The following is a 12,747-nucleotide window of genomic DNA, read 5'->3' as shown; positions in this document are numbered from 1 at the left end:
GAAAACTGAGTTAAACTAATATTATCTAGTTGGACATTAAAATCAGCTAAGCCAATCTTAAAGGGTGACTTAACTTCTTCGGTAGAACCTAATAAACTTTCTGCTAAAACTGAAGGTGCTTGTTCTTGTTCTTGACCTTCAGCTATAGATACCTCACCATTAGTCAGAATTAGTTCTCCACCGATAACAGGATTTAAAGCTGTTTGAGTTAAAACAATATTACCGTCAATTCCACCCTGATAGAGATCCCTTAGATCAACTTAAAAAAAGTTTCCATTCATGGTAATAACCGTTATTATCCCTGTTTTCAATGAAGCAGCTAATCTAACCCAGACTTTAGCTACCCTCATCGAGGGAGACAATTTAGAAATAATTGTAGTTGATGGGGGGAGTAGTGATGATACTCTGGCGATCGCTCTTTCTCATCAAGTCAAAGTAATTGAATGTAATCAACCAGGAAGAGCTAAACAAATGAATGCAGGAGCAGCGATCGCTACTGGAGAGATCTTATTATTTTTACATGGGGATACTCTCTTACCTCCTGACTACGCTAACGAGATTAGAGCAATTATGAGGGATACTAGCATTATTGGGGGTGCTTTTAGTTTAGCTATCTCAGGGACAAAAAAATTATTACCTTGGGTAGCTAAAATAGTTAACTGGCGATCGCGTTATCTCTCTCTTCCCTATGGAGATCAAGGTATTTTTCTGAGGAAATCAACTTTTCAAACCATGGGAGGATTTCCCGATTTACCGATTATGGAAGACTTTCAATTTATCTTAAATTTACGTAAAAAGGGAAAAATTGCCATTCTTCCCTCAACTGTAATTACTTCAGGACGTCGTTGGCAAAAATTAGGCATCTTCCCAACAACCCTTATTAATCAACTAGTTATTCTCGGTTATTTTGCAGGAGTTAAACCCGAAAAATTAGCCACATTTTATCGCCAGATTAAGTATAAATTATAACTAAAATTTTCCCAAAAATCAGCTATCTTCAATAAACCATTGAAAATAAAGTGTAAATTACAGCTGAATGCGCATCGAGCAATTACAAGCTTTTTTAGCGATTGTAGAAACGGGTAATTTTGGTTTAGCAGCAAAACAATGTCATTTAACCCAATCAACCATTAGTCGTCAAATACAAGCCTTAGAGCAAGATTTAGGCTTACCATTATTTCACAGAAGTTCTGTAGCTAAATTAACCATTGGGGGAGAACAATTATTACCCCACGCGCGCAAAATTTGTAAAGAATGGGAAACTGTACAAGACAAGTTTAACGAACTAAGATTGGGAAAACAACCAGAACTTTGTATCGCAGCGATTCACTCTGTTTGTGCTCACCATTTACCCCCTATCTTACAAAAGTTTTGTTTGGAATATCCCAATATACAACTAAGAGTAACAGCATTAGGCAGCGATCGCGCTTTAAAAGTCCTTAAAGATGGTTTAGTGGATTTAGCTATAGTTATGAATAATCCCTTTTTAACTAATAGCGTCGAAATGGCAATAGACGTACTCTATCGAGAAGAAATAGTGGTTTTAATGTCGGCTAATCATCCCTTAAGTCAGTTACTAGAAATTCCCCTAGCTGAATTAGTTAATTATCCTCAAGTAGTTTTTAAAGATGGTTATGGAATGCAGAGATTAATTCAAAATTGCTTTGATCGCTTACAAAAGCCAATTAAAATTATGATGGAATTAAATACCCTTGACGCTTTTCGAGGAGTTGTGAGACAGGGAAATGTTATCGCTTTGTTACCTAAATCTGCTTTGATTGAAACAGAAAAAGATCCTAGTTTAACTATTAAAAAAATTGCTTTATCTGGGAATATTTCCCCTTCAGACTTAACCCGAGAGGTAGTAGTAGTAACTACCAGCGATCGCCTCGCTATTCCCCCCATTGCTCATTTTTATCAACTCGTACAGCAATTTTTAAAAAAACACTAAAAAACCCCTATCTTATGACAAGATAGAGGTTTTCTGAGTCTGATTAATTAATCAGCAGCTTTTAACTCTGGTAACTTAATATTTTTAGCTAATCTGAAGAAAGCTAATAACTGAATAGTCATCCAGGTTAAATCTACTTCCCACCATTTTAAACCATGACGGGCTGAGTATTGATAAGCGTGATGATTATTGTGCCAACCTTCACCATAGGTTAATACAGCTACCCACCAACAGTTACGAGAATCGTCTCCAGAGTCATGACTACGATAGCCAAATTTATGAGTAGCACTATTAACAAACCAGGTGCAATGGAAAACTAATACTAAGCGGACAAAAATCACCCAAATTACGAATGACCAACCACCCAGATAATATAAAACTAATCCTAAAACAACTTGAATGGGAATAAAGAAGTTTTGGCAAAACTTATAAAAAGGATCGCTATTGATATCTTTGGTATAGCGCGCAATGTCTTTGTCAGCAGGTATCCTATGGAACATCCAACCTAGATGACTCCACCAAAAGCCCTTATTTGAATCATGAGGATCTAAAGGGGTATCAGAGTATTTATGGTGAATACGATGTAACCCAACCCAATGAATAGGACCTCCTTGACAAGCTAAAGTTCCACACAAAACAAAGAAATACTCGAGTATTTTAGGAGTTTCAAAACTTCTATGGGCAACTAAACGGTGATAGCCTAGGGTTATACCTAAAGCTGCTGTAATCCAATGGAATAATAGCATTAAGCCTACTGCTTGCCAACTAAAAAATTTTGGCAAAAAAGCTAACATGGCTACACCATGGATTAGAGCCATATAGATAATTGTACCCCAATCTAGAGGCAAACGGTCTTGATTTGATGTCGCAGTCGTCATGTAAACAATATGATAGAGAAGGCTAAAGGTACATTTTAAAGACAAAAAGTTTTAAAAAGCACTATTGATGATTTTGTCTGAATTTGAGACAGAGGTCAAGGAAATTTCCAAAAAATTTAGGATTTCATTCCCTAACTGGTAGTTTAATATTATTTGCTAAACCAAAAAGTGCTAATAACCGAATAGTGAGCCAAGTTAGGTCAACTTCCCACCACTGTAAACCATGACGGGCTGAGTATTGGAAAGCATGATGATTATTATGCCAACCTTCCCCATAGGTGAGTAAAGCTACCCACCAACAGTTACGAGAATCGTCTCCCGACTCATGACTACGATAGCCAAACTTATGAGTAGCACTATTAACAAACCAGGTACAGTGAAAGACTAGTACTAACCGTACAAAAATTCCCCAAATTACCCAAGACCATCCCCCTAGAGCGTAAAATATTAAACCGAGGACAACTTGAATAGGGATAAAATATTTTTGACAAAATTGATAAAAGCGATCGCTACTGATATCTTGAGTACAACGAGGTACATCTTGATCTGCAGGTATTTCGTGAATCATCCAGCCGAAATGACTCCACCAGAAACCCTGATGAGAATCATGAGGATCTAAAGGAGTATCAGAGTGTTTATGATGTAACCGATGTAAACCCACCCATTGGATTGGTCCTCCCTGACAAGCTAAAGTCCCGCAAAAAACCAAAAAGTACTCTACTATTTTCGGGGTAGTAAAACTACGATGAGCAACCAAACGATGGAAACCCAGAGTAACCCCCAATCCTCCTGTGACCCAGTGCATAAACACCAATAATACTACAGCATCGAGGCGAAAAAACTGTGGTAAAAAACCCAAAAGAGCGATCGCGTGGATACTGAACATATACCCAATCACGGGCCAATCTAATGATTTTTGTTGAGATGAACTAATAGTCATAAAGTAAAATGAATAACAAGAAATTACTAAGAGAAGCAGAAACAAAGCTATCATCAATCTTTACTGAAATCGACGCTCAGGTCAAGGAAAATCTCAAAAAAGTTTTAAAAGCATTTAAAGAACATAGAGTAGGAGTACACCATTTTAGCAGCGTCAGCGGTTATGGACATAACGATTTAGGCAGAGAAACCCTAGATCACTTATTCGCCCAAATCATGGGAACTCAAGCAGCATTAGTGAGAGTACAATTAGTATCAGGAACTCATGCGATCGCCTGTGCCTTATACGGTTTACTACGTCCTGGAGACGAACTAGTAGCAGTAATGGGTGCGCCCTACGACACCCTCGAAGAAGTCATCGGCAAAAGAGGAACAAAACAAGGATCACTGCAAGAGTTTGGCATTAAATACCGAGAAATAGAATTAACATCCCAAGGAAGCATCGATTGGCAAGCCTTAAGCCAAGGAATCAAACCAGAGACCAAAGTAGCCCTAATCCAAAGATCCTGTGGCTACAGTTGGCGAGAAAGCCTATCTATTGCGCAAATAGCCCAAATAGTAAGCCTAATCAAACAACAAAACCCCGAAACCATTTGTTTTGTAGATAACTGTTATGGCGAATTTATAGAATTACAAGAACCCACAGAAGTAGGAGCAGATCTCATCGCAGGTTCACTGATTAAAAACCCAGGAGGAACAATAGTTACAGCAGGAGGATACTTAGCAGGAAAAGCAGAACTAGTAGAAGCCGCAGCCTGTAGATTAACCGCCCCAGGAATCGGTAGTCACGGAGGAGCAACCTTTGACCAAAATCGTTTACTATTCCAAGGCTTATTTCTCGCCCCCCAAATGGTAGGAGAAGCCATCAAAGGAACTCATCTCATCGCCTACGTCTTCTCAGAATTAGGTTACCCCGTCAATCCCCTTCCCCTAGTCAAGCGTCAAGATATCATCCAAGCTATTAAATTCGGTTCAGCAGCCAAATTAATCGCCTTTTGTCGAGCTATACAGAATAATTCTCCCATAGGGTCATATTTAGAACCCATACCAGCCTCTATGCCAGGTTATGAAAGTGAATTAGTCATGGCGGGTGGAACATTTATCGATGGGAGTACCTCTGAATTATCAGCAGACGGACCATTAAGAGAACCCTATATAGCCTTTTGTCAAGGTGGAACTCATTGGACTCATATAGCGATCGCCCTAGAAGCAGTCTTAGAAATCCTACCGCACTAAATAAGGTTCGGAAAACTACACTACCAACAAAATCCAGTCCCCTGCACTATAGATATATAAGCAAAAAAATAAAATTAGGAGTAAAAATTCTATGGGAAAAGTTGTAGGTATAGATTTAGGAACAACCAACTCTTGTGTAGCGGTAATGGAGGGAGGTAAACCCACCGTTATTGCTAACGCTGAAGGTTTTCGTACCACCCCTTCAGTAGTAGCTTACGCTAAAAACGACGACTTACTAGTAGGTCAAATCGCCAAGCGTCAAGCAGTAATGAACCCTGGGAATACCTTTTATTCAGTTAAACGCTTTATTGGACGTAAATACGACGAAGTAACCAACGAAGCCACCGAAGTATCATATAAAGTATTACGAGATAATAATGGTAATGTTAAAATAGATTGTCCAGCTAAAAGCAGACAATTTGCACCAGAAGAAATCTCAGCACAAGTTTTACGTAAACTCGTAGAAGACGCTAGTAAATACCTCGGTGAAACCGTTACCCAAGCAGTAATTACCGTTCCCGCTTATTTCAACGACTCTCAACGTCAAGCAACCAAAGACGCAGGTAAAATCGCAGGTATCGAAGTACTCAGAATCATCAACGAACCCACCGCAGCTTCTCTAGCTTATGGCTTAGACAAAAAAAGTAACGAAACTATCCTAGTCTTTGACCTAGGGGGTGGTACTTTTGACGTATCTATCTTGGAAGTAGGTGATGGAGTATTCGAGGTGTTAGCTACCTCTGGAGATACTCACTTAGGTGGAGATGACTTCGATAAAAAAATCGTTGACTATCTCGCTAACGACTTCAAAGCTAAAGAAGGTATCGACTTACGTAAAGACAAACAAGCTTTACAACGTCTCACCGAAGCAGCCGAAAAAGCTAAAATCGAACTTTCTAGCGTTACTCAATCAGAAATTAACCTCCCCTTCATTACCGCAACTCCTGAAGGTCCAAAACACGTAGATTTAAGCTTAACTCGGGCTAAATTTGAGGAACTTTGCGCAGATTTAATCGATCGCTGTCGTTTACCCGTAGAAAACGCTATTCGTGACGCCAAAATCGATCTCAACCAAATCGATGAAGTCGTCTTAGTAGGTGGATCTACTCGTATTCCCGCGATTCAAGAACTAGTCAAACGTATCCTCAAAAAAGACCCCAATCAAACCGTTAACCCTGATGAAGTAGTTGCAGTAGGTGCAGCAGTACAAGCCGGAGTACTCTCAGGAGAAGTTAAAGATATTCTTCTGCTCGACGTTACCCCCCTATCTCTAGGTGTAGAAACCTACGGTGGTGTCATGACTCCAATTATTACTCGCAACACTACCATTCCTACTAAAAAATCGGAAGTCTTCTCTACCGCAGCTGACGGTCAAACCAACGTAGAAATTAAAGTACTACAAGGTGAGCGCTCTATGGCTCAAGACAACAAGAGTCTAGGAACTTTCCGTCTCGATGGTATTCCTCCTGCACCTCGTGGTATCCCCCAAATTGAGGTAACTTTTGATATCGATGCTAATGGTATTCTTAACGTTACTGCTAAAGACAAGGGAACAGGTAAAGAACAATCTATCAGCATCACCGGTGCTTCTACCCTACCTAATGAAGAAGTAGATCGCATGGTCAGAGAAGCTGAAGCTAATGCAAGTGCTGATAAAGAACGTCGCGAGAAAATCGAACGCAAAAACCAAGCCGAAGCTAGCGTTTATCAAGCCGAAAAACAACTAGAAGAACTCGGTGATAAAGTACCCGCTAACGATAAGAGTAAAGCTGAATCCTTGATTAGCGATCTCAAAGATGCTCTCGCTAAAGATGATGATCAACGTATCGCAACTTTAATGCCTGAATTACAGCAAACTCTCTACACTATTGGTAGTAATATCTATCAACAAGCAGGAGATGCTAACCCTGGCGCATATACTGACAGTACTAGCGATTCTGCAGGTGGCGCTACAGGTGGAGATGATGTCATCGATGCTGAGTTCTCTGAAACTAAAGAGTAATACTCATCAGGGTCATTACTTTTCACTTAACCAAATGTAGGGGTGCTTCTTAAGAGCACCCTATTCTGTCGAATTTACCTTACTCGATCTGATAAAATAAAAGAAGTAGAGAAAAACTACTATCATCTAGCGCGCGACTTTGCTAGATGAGTGTTGATTAGATAGGTGATTTAATCAAATTGGAATTAATTGAGATATCAAGATTGGTAATTCCTCCACTTGCAGGAGCGATAATTGGCTATTTTACCAATGATTTAGCCATTAAAATGTTGTTTCGTCCCTACAAGGCTCTTTATTTGGGCAAGAAGAGGTTACCATTTACTCCAGGATTAATCCCTCGTAATCAGGAACGCCTTGCTAAACGCGTGTCTGATACCATTATGGGGTCTTTGTTAACACCAACAGAGCTACAAAACTTAGCACGACGTTTGTTACAAACTGAACGAGTCCAAGGAGCGATTCTCTGGTTACTACAATCAGCAATCAAACAAGTTCGTAACGATAAAGAACAAAAAACAGCCAAAATATTAGCTGAAATTCTACGGGATTTGTTTAGTGAGTCTTTACCACGTGTGTTAAAGGCTTTATCTCGTCGAGAGGATTTTTTAGAAACTCAAATTAATCAAATTTTTGACCAGATTTTATTAGAATTTCAATTAACCGATCTACAAGCCAAACAACTTACAGAATGGTTATTAGACGTGGTCATCCCTCCAGAAACTCTGCGTCAAGTTTTAATCGAATTTTTGAGCGATCGCAATATCCAAGTCATTGATGATGGGTTTAGAGAGAAAACCAGTGGAACTTATTGGGTGGTTGCTAATTTATTTGGTGTACGTAATGCTTTAACTCGTTTGCGTAGTTTTTGTTTAGATGAAAAAGAAGTAGCCAATACTCGTTTACAAGAGTTGTTATTATCTTTAGAAGTACGCAATCATTTGCGATTGTGGTTTAAAACTTTATCTCTACAAAATTTACCCGTAGCTACAGTCAGACAATTACGCACCACCATTAGACAAACTGTACAGAGTTATCTACAAGACAAAGGTTCACAATTTATCCAAGGATTTGGTCAATCCATTGATTGGGATGGTGTCGCGGTAATTATTATCAATCGATTGCAAGCATCTTCTGCGGTTAATAGTTCTTTAGAATTAATTAGTCAAGAATTGGCTTTAATTTTAGAAAGATATCTCGAAGAAGATTTAGAGAAAATAGTAGCTCAAGCTATCCCCATTTTAGCCATAGATCAAGTCATTATCGATCGCGTTAAATCTACTTCGGCTGCTGATTTAGAATTAGCGGTGCAAGGAATAGTTAAAAATGAGTTACAGGCGATCGTTAATTTAGGAGGTATTTTAGGTTTTATAATTGGTTTATTACAGTCTGTCTTTTTTATTTTTAGTTAACGAGATTTTAGCTATTATGGAAGAAATATTAGAATTAAAAGAATTGCTACTCAAAGGAGATTTAAAAGGTTCATTAGTAATTGTTAGCGAACTAGAAGAAATGAGTAAAAGTGCTATCATTAGTACAATTCGGAGTTATGCAGTTATTTTATTATTACATTTAATTAAACAACAAGCCGAAAATCGTACTACTCGTTCTTGGGATGTATCTATCCGTAATTCAGTTCGAGAAATTCAACGTAAAAATAAACGTAAAAAAGCAGGAGGATATTATCTTAATGATCAAGAGTTACACGAAACCCTAGAAGAAGCTTATCTAAATGCATTAGATTTAGCATCTTTAGAAGTAGCAGAAGGAAGTTATTTACCAGAAGAAATTGAACAAAAAGTTAATCACCAAGAGTTAATTAATCAAGCTTTGGTTTTATTGAAAAAGATTAATTAATCTACTTGATTATCACTGGTTACCCGAACCAAGAATCTTAATGCTTCATTAACTGCATCTGCATAATGATCTCGATCGTAGAAGTCAATATATAAAGGATCATCAAAAACACTTTTAGCTTCCTCAAATGAAATACCGTGTTTGGCAAGATTCTTGGGGTGCCTTATTTGTGTCCTATTCATAATCCATAGGTTTATTTGATCATATCAATTAATCTGGGAAAATAACGCTTGAGTAAAGAGATACTTTGAGCGTAAGCATCGGGGAATATTTCTCGGCGATCGCTTTTTATCCCTTGAATAATATTCTTAATAACCTTAACGGGATTAGTAGCGATTTTATTGGGGAAATCTGGATCTCTTTCTTGAGCGAGTGTCCCGTAACGTTCTGATTGTAGTATGGGAGTTCGACTAAAAAAGGGATAAACTGTGCTTACCTTAATGTTATAGGGTTGAAGTTCAGCCCGCAATCCTTCGCTAAAACCCCGTAAACCAAATTTACTAGCACAATAGTGAGCTAATCCCGCGGGTGCGGTTAAACCTGCTACAGAAGATATATTAACTATATGTCCTTGTTTACGACTAATCATGTCGGGGATAAACAGAGAGGATAGAGTCATAGGTGCGAGGAGATTAACCATCATCAGTTGTTGCCATTTTTCTGGGGGTATTTCATCCATGCGTCCATATAATCCTATCCCCGCGTTGTTGATTAAAATATCTACGGGAGTATTGAGACTTTTAACTTGGTGATAAAGATGTTGACAACCTGTCGGGGTAGTTAAATCACTGCTAATATAGGCGAGGATTTTACCCCTGTTAACTTGATTTTGTTCAAGGTTATGAGTAGGATAGCAATCGCTCAAGATTAGATAACTATTAGCCGCTAAAAGTTGTTTAGTAAATTCTTGACCAAATCCTCCTAAAGCTCCTGTAAGTACAATTACTGCTTGATCTAAATTACTCATAAATTCTCAATGGCTAAGTAGTCCGACAAAATTAATGTTAACTGTGAAGGTAGGCAAGAGGCAATAGGCACTCTTGCAAGAGCAAGGATTTCAGCCTTATTAACAAAAATTAACTTAGTTACTTTTATAGTTGGTGAATCTAGCCTACATCTTAACTCCTTACTATTCCCTATCAAAATATGAGTGGAGATGACCTATAATAATAAACAATCAACTATAGTGGTAAGAATATGCCTCCTCGTTGGCCCCGTAAACCCGATCGCCAAGATCCCGCTTACCGTCGTTTAGACGATCGCATGAACTTTGCACTTCACGTTGCTATTTTTTTAGCGACTAACTCAGGGTTATGGTTTTTCCATAATTTTAAATATACTAACTGGTCATGGTTACCCTGGTTCAGTATCATTTGGTTAGTGTTATTATCACTGCACCTAATTTATATAACAGCGATCGCTGATTATACAGTTAAATCATGAGTAACTACAATTCAACCGAAGCTATCGAAAAACTAGCAGCTACTATTGGCGAGAATATCTATATCGAAATCGCCAAATGGAATCTCTATTTATCTGATGCTCATCTCCATACCTTAGTAGCTGAAAAAGCCTATAACCTGATTGAGAGTAAATCGGTAAGCGAAGCTAAAATCATCGCTTTATTAGAATCTATACCAGTGACATTAGGGGAAGGAAGAACACAATTAACCCTTAAAGACGTCATCCCGAGGCAATGTGAAACCAAACTAATCGATATACTAGAAGAATATCAAGATAATTAAAAAATTTTCTGCTTAATGACTATTGTAACAGCGCGATCGCTTAAAAAAGATTTTGGGATCAAAGAAATTCTCATTGATGCTAACTTCAGTCTCGACGAAGGAGATAAAGTTGGTTTAATTGGTACTAATGGCTCTGGTAAATCCACTCTCCTCAAGATGATCGCAGGAATTGAGCCTATTGATGGTGGTGAAATTAAAGTCAATCCAGGTTCTAAAGTCATTTATCTACCCCAAGAACCAGATCTTCAAGATGATTATACCGTCTTAGAGCAAGTTTTCGCTCATAGTAGTCAAGAAATGGGTTTAGTCAAAGAATATGAAGAAATCTCTACTCAACTTGGGGAAAATCAGGGAGATAACACCAATCTCCTGGCAAAACTTACCAATGTCAGTCAACGTATTGAAGCCGCGGGAGCTTGGGAATTAGAAACCAACGCTAAAATTATCCTAAATAAATTAGGGATAACAGACTTTCACGCTAGGGTAGGCAACCTCTCAGGAGGTTATCGTAAACGTATTGCTTTAGCTTCAGCATTACTATCTACACCAGATTTACTACTAATTGATGAACCTACTAACCATCTCGACGCCATAGCTATAGAATGGTTACAGAGTTATCTTAACCATTATCAAGGTGCACTGCTATTAATTACTCACGATCGCTATTTTCTTGATTGTGTAACCAATAGAATCCTGGAAATAGACCGAGGTAACTTTTATGCTTACGCAGGCAACTACGCTTATTACCTAGAAAAAAAAGCAGCAGCTGAAGAAATGCTCGCGAGTAGTCAACGCAAACACCAGGGAGTGTTACGAAGAGAACTAGAATGGTTACGAAGAGGTCCAAAAGCTCGCAGCACTAAGCAAAAAGCCAGAATTGACCGCATCAAGGCGATGCAGGAGCAAAACTTCCAACCAGCACTAGGAAAAGTAGGTATTTCTACAGCTAGTACTCGTTTAGGTAAAAAAGTCATCGAATTACATAATATTTCCAAAGCCTACGGAGAAAAAACCCTGATTAAAGACTTTACTTATATTTTCAATCCCGAGGATAGAGTAGGTATCATTGGTAGCAATGGTGCGGGTAAATCAACCTTAATGGATATCATTACTGCTAGAGTTACTCCTGATTCTGGCAGAGTAGAAATAGGCTCAACGGTAAAGATTGGCTATTTTGACCAACATTCAGAAAGTTTAATTGGTCATGAAGAGAAAAGAGTGATTGAATATCTCAAAAATATAGCCGAATTAGTTAAAACAGCAGACGGAAGTATTATCACCGCTTCTCAAATGCTAGAAAGATTCTTATTTCCACCGAATCAACAATACGCACCCATCCATAAACTTTCAGGAGGAGAAAAAAGACGTCTCTTTCTTTTAGAAGTACTTATGGGTGCTCCCAATGTACTAATTTTAGACGAACCCACCAATGATTTAGACGTACAAACCCTAGCGGTTTTAGAAGAATATCTCGAAGACTTTTTAGGTTGTGTCATCGTTGTTTCTCACGATCGCTATTTTTTAGATCGCACCGTTGACACTATTTTTGCTTTTGAAGGAGAGGGTAAACTACGTCAATACCCTGGTAATTATTCTGTCTATCTAGAAACGCAAAAAACAGCCAATCTAGAAACCAAAACCTCTAAAACAACCAGTAAAAAACCCCTTAAACCCTCTCAACCTGCTAACACTTATAATAAACTCTCCTTTAAAGAAAAACGGGAATATGAAACCTTAGAGCCAAAAATAGAGCAATTAGAGCAAGAAAAAAGCAAATTAGAGGCTATCCTTTACCAAACCCCCCCCGATGACTTCCAAGAATTACAACTTCTTAGTGCTAATTTAGCTAAAATCTTAACCGAAATTGAAACAGCCACAGAGCGTTGGCTAGAATTAGCCGAAAGAGATAATTAAGGCTACGCTGAAAAGCCAGAATCTCTAGTATCTATAGGGAAAATGTAAATAAATATAAACTTTTTGACAAAAAATACCTATTAGTGTATAATTAAATTAGTGTGAGGAGCGAACCAGAGAGGAAGCCGAGACGAAACATGGCAAGTCGTCGGCTTCTTTTCTGTGTTTAACTATATTGTGAAGTATAGGGAAGAATGAAGAATTAGGAATTAAGAATAAGCACTCATG

Annotated in this window: 12 protein-coding genes and 1 pseudogene; 9 read left to right on the top strand and 4 right to left on the bottom strand. The window is 38.3% G+C overall.

Going from position 1 to position 12,747, the window contains the following annotated elements:
• Positions 1–279: 279 nt before the first annotated feature.
• Positions 280–969 carry a glycosyltransferase gene (locus EA365_06280; protein ID TVQ46089.1) on the top strand — a complete coding sequence of 230 codons (690 nt, stop codon included), beginning with the start codon at positions 280–282 and terminating at the stop codon, positions 967–969.
• Between the two features lie 67 nt (positions 970–1,036).
• A complete protein-coding gene (locus EA365_06275; GenBank protein TVQ46088.1) occupies positions 1,037–1,951 on the top strand; it encodes a LysR family transcriptional regulator in 915 nt (304 codons plus the stop codon).
• A 47-nt stretch (positions 1,952–1,998) separates the two neighbouring features.
• Here the strand turns inward: EA365_06275 and EA365_06270 are convergent, their stop codons facing one another.
• A complete protein-coding gene (locus EA365_06270; protein TVQ46087.1) occupies positions 1,999–2,829 on the bottom strand; it encodes an acyl-CoA desaturase in 831 nt (276 codons plus the stop codon).
• A gap of 124 nt (positions 2,830–2,953) precedes the next feature.
• Complete coding sequence (locus EA365_06265) at positions 2,954–3,769, bottom strand: acyl-CoA desaturase (protein ID TVQ46086.1); 816 nt, start codon at positions 3,767–3,769, stop codon at positions 2,954–2,956.
• Positions 3,770–3,777: 8 nt separating this feature from the next.
• Here EA365_06265 and EA365_06260 point away from each other — a divergent pair, with 8 nt between their 5' ends.
• The 4 genes from EA365_06260 to EA365_06245 all read left to right on the top strand — a co-directional run bounded on the left by EA365_06260 (position 3,778) and on the right by EA365_06245 (position 8,860).
• Positions 3,778–5,004, top strand: coding sequence for a methionine gamma-lyase family protein (locus tag EA365_06260; protein ID TVQ46085.1), 1,227 nt, complete (start codon positions 3,778–3,780; stop codon positions 5,002–5,004).
• Between the two features lie 91 nt (positions 5,005–5,095).
• Complete coding sequence (gene dnaK / locus EA365_06255; GenBank protein TVQ46084.1) at positions 5,096–7,006, top strand: molecular chaperone DnaK; 1,911 nt, start codon at positions 5,096–5,098, stop codon at positions 7,004–7,006.
• A 179-nt stretch (positions 7,007–7,185) separates the two neighbouring features.
• The gene (locus tag EA365_06250) at positions 7,186–8,415 is read left to right on the top strand and encodes a DUF445 family protein (protein TVQ46083.1); all 1,230 of its coding nucleotides are present in this window, start codon (positions 7,186–7,188) and stop codon (positions 8,413–8,415) included.
• Positions 8,416–8,431: 16 nt separating this feature from the next.
• Entirely contained in the window at positions 8,432–8,860 is a 429-nt protein-coding gene (locus tag EA365_06245) for a DUF29 family protein (GenBank protein TVQ46128.1), read from the top strand.
• Here the strand turns inward: EA365_06245 and EA365_06240 are convergent.
• Both EA365_06240 and EA365_06235 read right to left on the bottom strand, forming a co-directional pair.
• Positions 8,857–9,049: pseudogene (locus EA365_06240) on the bottom strand (BrnT family toxin). The gene EA365_06245 and the pseudogene EA365_06240 overlap by 4 nt on opposite strands.
• Positions 9,050–9,053: 4 nt before the next feature.
• Positions 9,054–9,827 carry an SDR family NAD(P)-dependent oxidoreductase gene (locus EA365_06235; protein ID TVQ46082.1) on the bottom strand — a complete coding sequence of 258 codons (774 nt, stop codon included), beginning with the start codon at positions 9,825–9,827 and terminating at the stop codon, positions 9,054–9,056.
• Positions 9,828–10,057: 230 nt separating this feature from the next.
• Between EA365_06235 and EA365_06230 the strand changes: the two genes are divergently transcribed.
• The 3 genes from EA365_06230 to EA365_06220 are packed head-to-tail and all read left to right on the top strand — an operon-like array spanning position 10,058 to position 12,519.
• A complete protein-coding gene (locus EA365_06230; GenBank protein TVQ46081.1) occupies positions 10,058–10,303 on the top strand; it encodes a hypothetical protein in 246 nt (81 codons plus the stop codon).
• Complete coding sequence (locus EA365_06225; GenBank protein ID TVQ46080.1) at positions 10,300–10,605, top strand: DUF3181 family protein; 306 nt, start codon at positions 10,300–10,302, stop codon at positions 10,603–10,605. The genes EA365_06230 and EA365_06225 overlap by 4 nt, the downstream gene beginning before the upstream one ends.
• Before the next feature lie 15 nt (positions 10,606–10,620).
• The gene (locus EA365_06220; protein TVQ46079.1) at positions 10,621–12,519 is read left to right on the top strand and encodes an ABC transporter ATP-binding protein; all 1,899 of its coding nucleotides are present in this window, start codon (positions 10,621–10,623) and stop codon (positions 12,517–12,519) included.
• Positions 12,520–12,747 lie beyond the last annotated feature (228 nt).

The organism is Gloeocapsa sp. DLM2.Bin57 (genome assembly GCA_007693955.1).
Lineage (GTDB): Bacteria > Cyanobacteriota > Cyanobacteriia > Cyanobacteriales > Gloeocapsaceae > Gloeocapsa.
Note: the sequence above shows the minus strand (reverse complement) of the source record. Positions and strands in the feature narration are given on the sequence as shown.

Bases quoted from the DNA above. Each gene is read 5' to 3' on its own strand.
- EA365_06280 (TVQ46089.1), top strand. From the start codon at position 280: ATGGTAATAACCGTTATTATCCCTGTTTTCAATGAAGCAGCTAATCTA.
- EA365_06275 (TVQ46088.1), top strand. From the start codon at position 1,037: ATGCGCATCGAGCAATTACAAGCTTTTTTAGCGATTGTAGAAACGGGT.
- EA365_06270 (TVQ46087.1), bottom strand. From the start codon at position 2,829: ATGACGACTGCGACATCAAATCAAGACCGTTTGCCTCTAGATTGGGGT.
- EA365_06265 (TVQ46086.1), bottom strand. From the start codon at position 3,769: ATGACTATTAGTTCATCTCAACAAAAATCATTAGATTGGCCCGTGATT.
- EA365_06260 (TVQ46085.1), top strand. From the start codon at position 3,778: ATGAATAACAAGAAATTACTAAGAGAAGCAGAAACAAAGCTATCATCA.
- dnaK (TVQ46084.1), top strand. From the start codon at position 5,096: ATGGGAAAAGTTGTAGGTATAGATTTAGGAACAACCAACTCTTGTGTA.
- EA365_06245 (TVQ46128.1), top strand. From the start codon at position 8,432: ATGGAAGAAATATTAGAATTAAAAGAATTGCTACTCAAAGGAGATTTA.
- EA365_06235 (TVQ46082.1), bottom strand. From the start codon at position 9,827: ATGAGTAATTTAGATCAAGCAGTAATTGTACTTACAGGAGCTTTAGGA.
- EA365_06230 (TVQ46081.1), top strand. From the start codon at position 10,058: ATGCCTCCTCGTTGGCCCCGTAAACCCGATCGCCAAGATCCCGCTTAC.
- EA365_06225 (TVQ46080.1), top strand. From the start codon at position 10,300: ATGAGTAACTACAATTCAACCGAAGCTATCGAAAAACTAGCAGCTACT.
- EA365_06220 (TVQ46079.1), top strand. From the start codon at position 10,621: ATGACTATTGTAACAGCGCGATCGCTTAAAAAAGATTTTGGGATCAAA.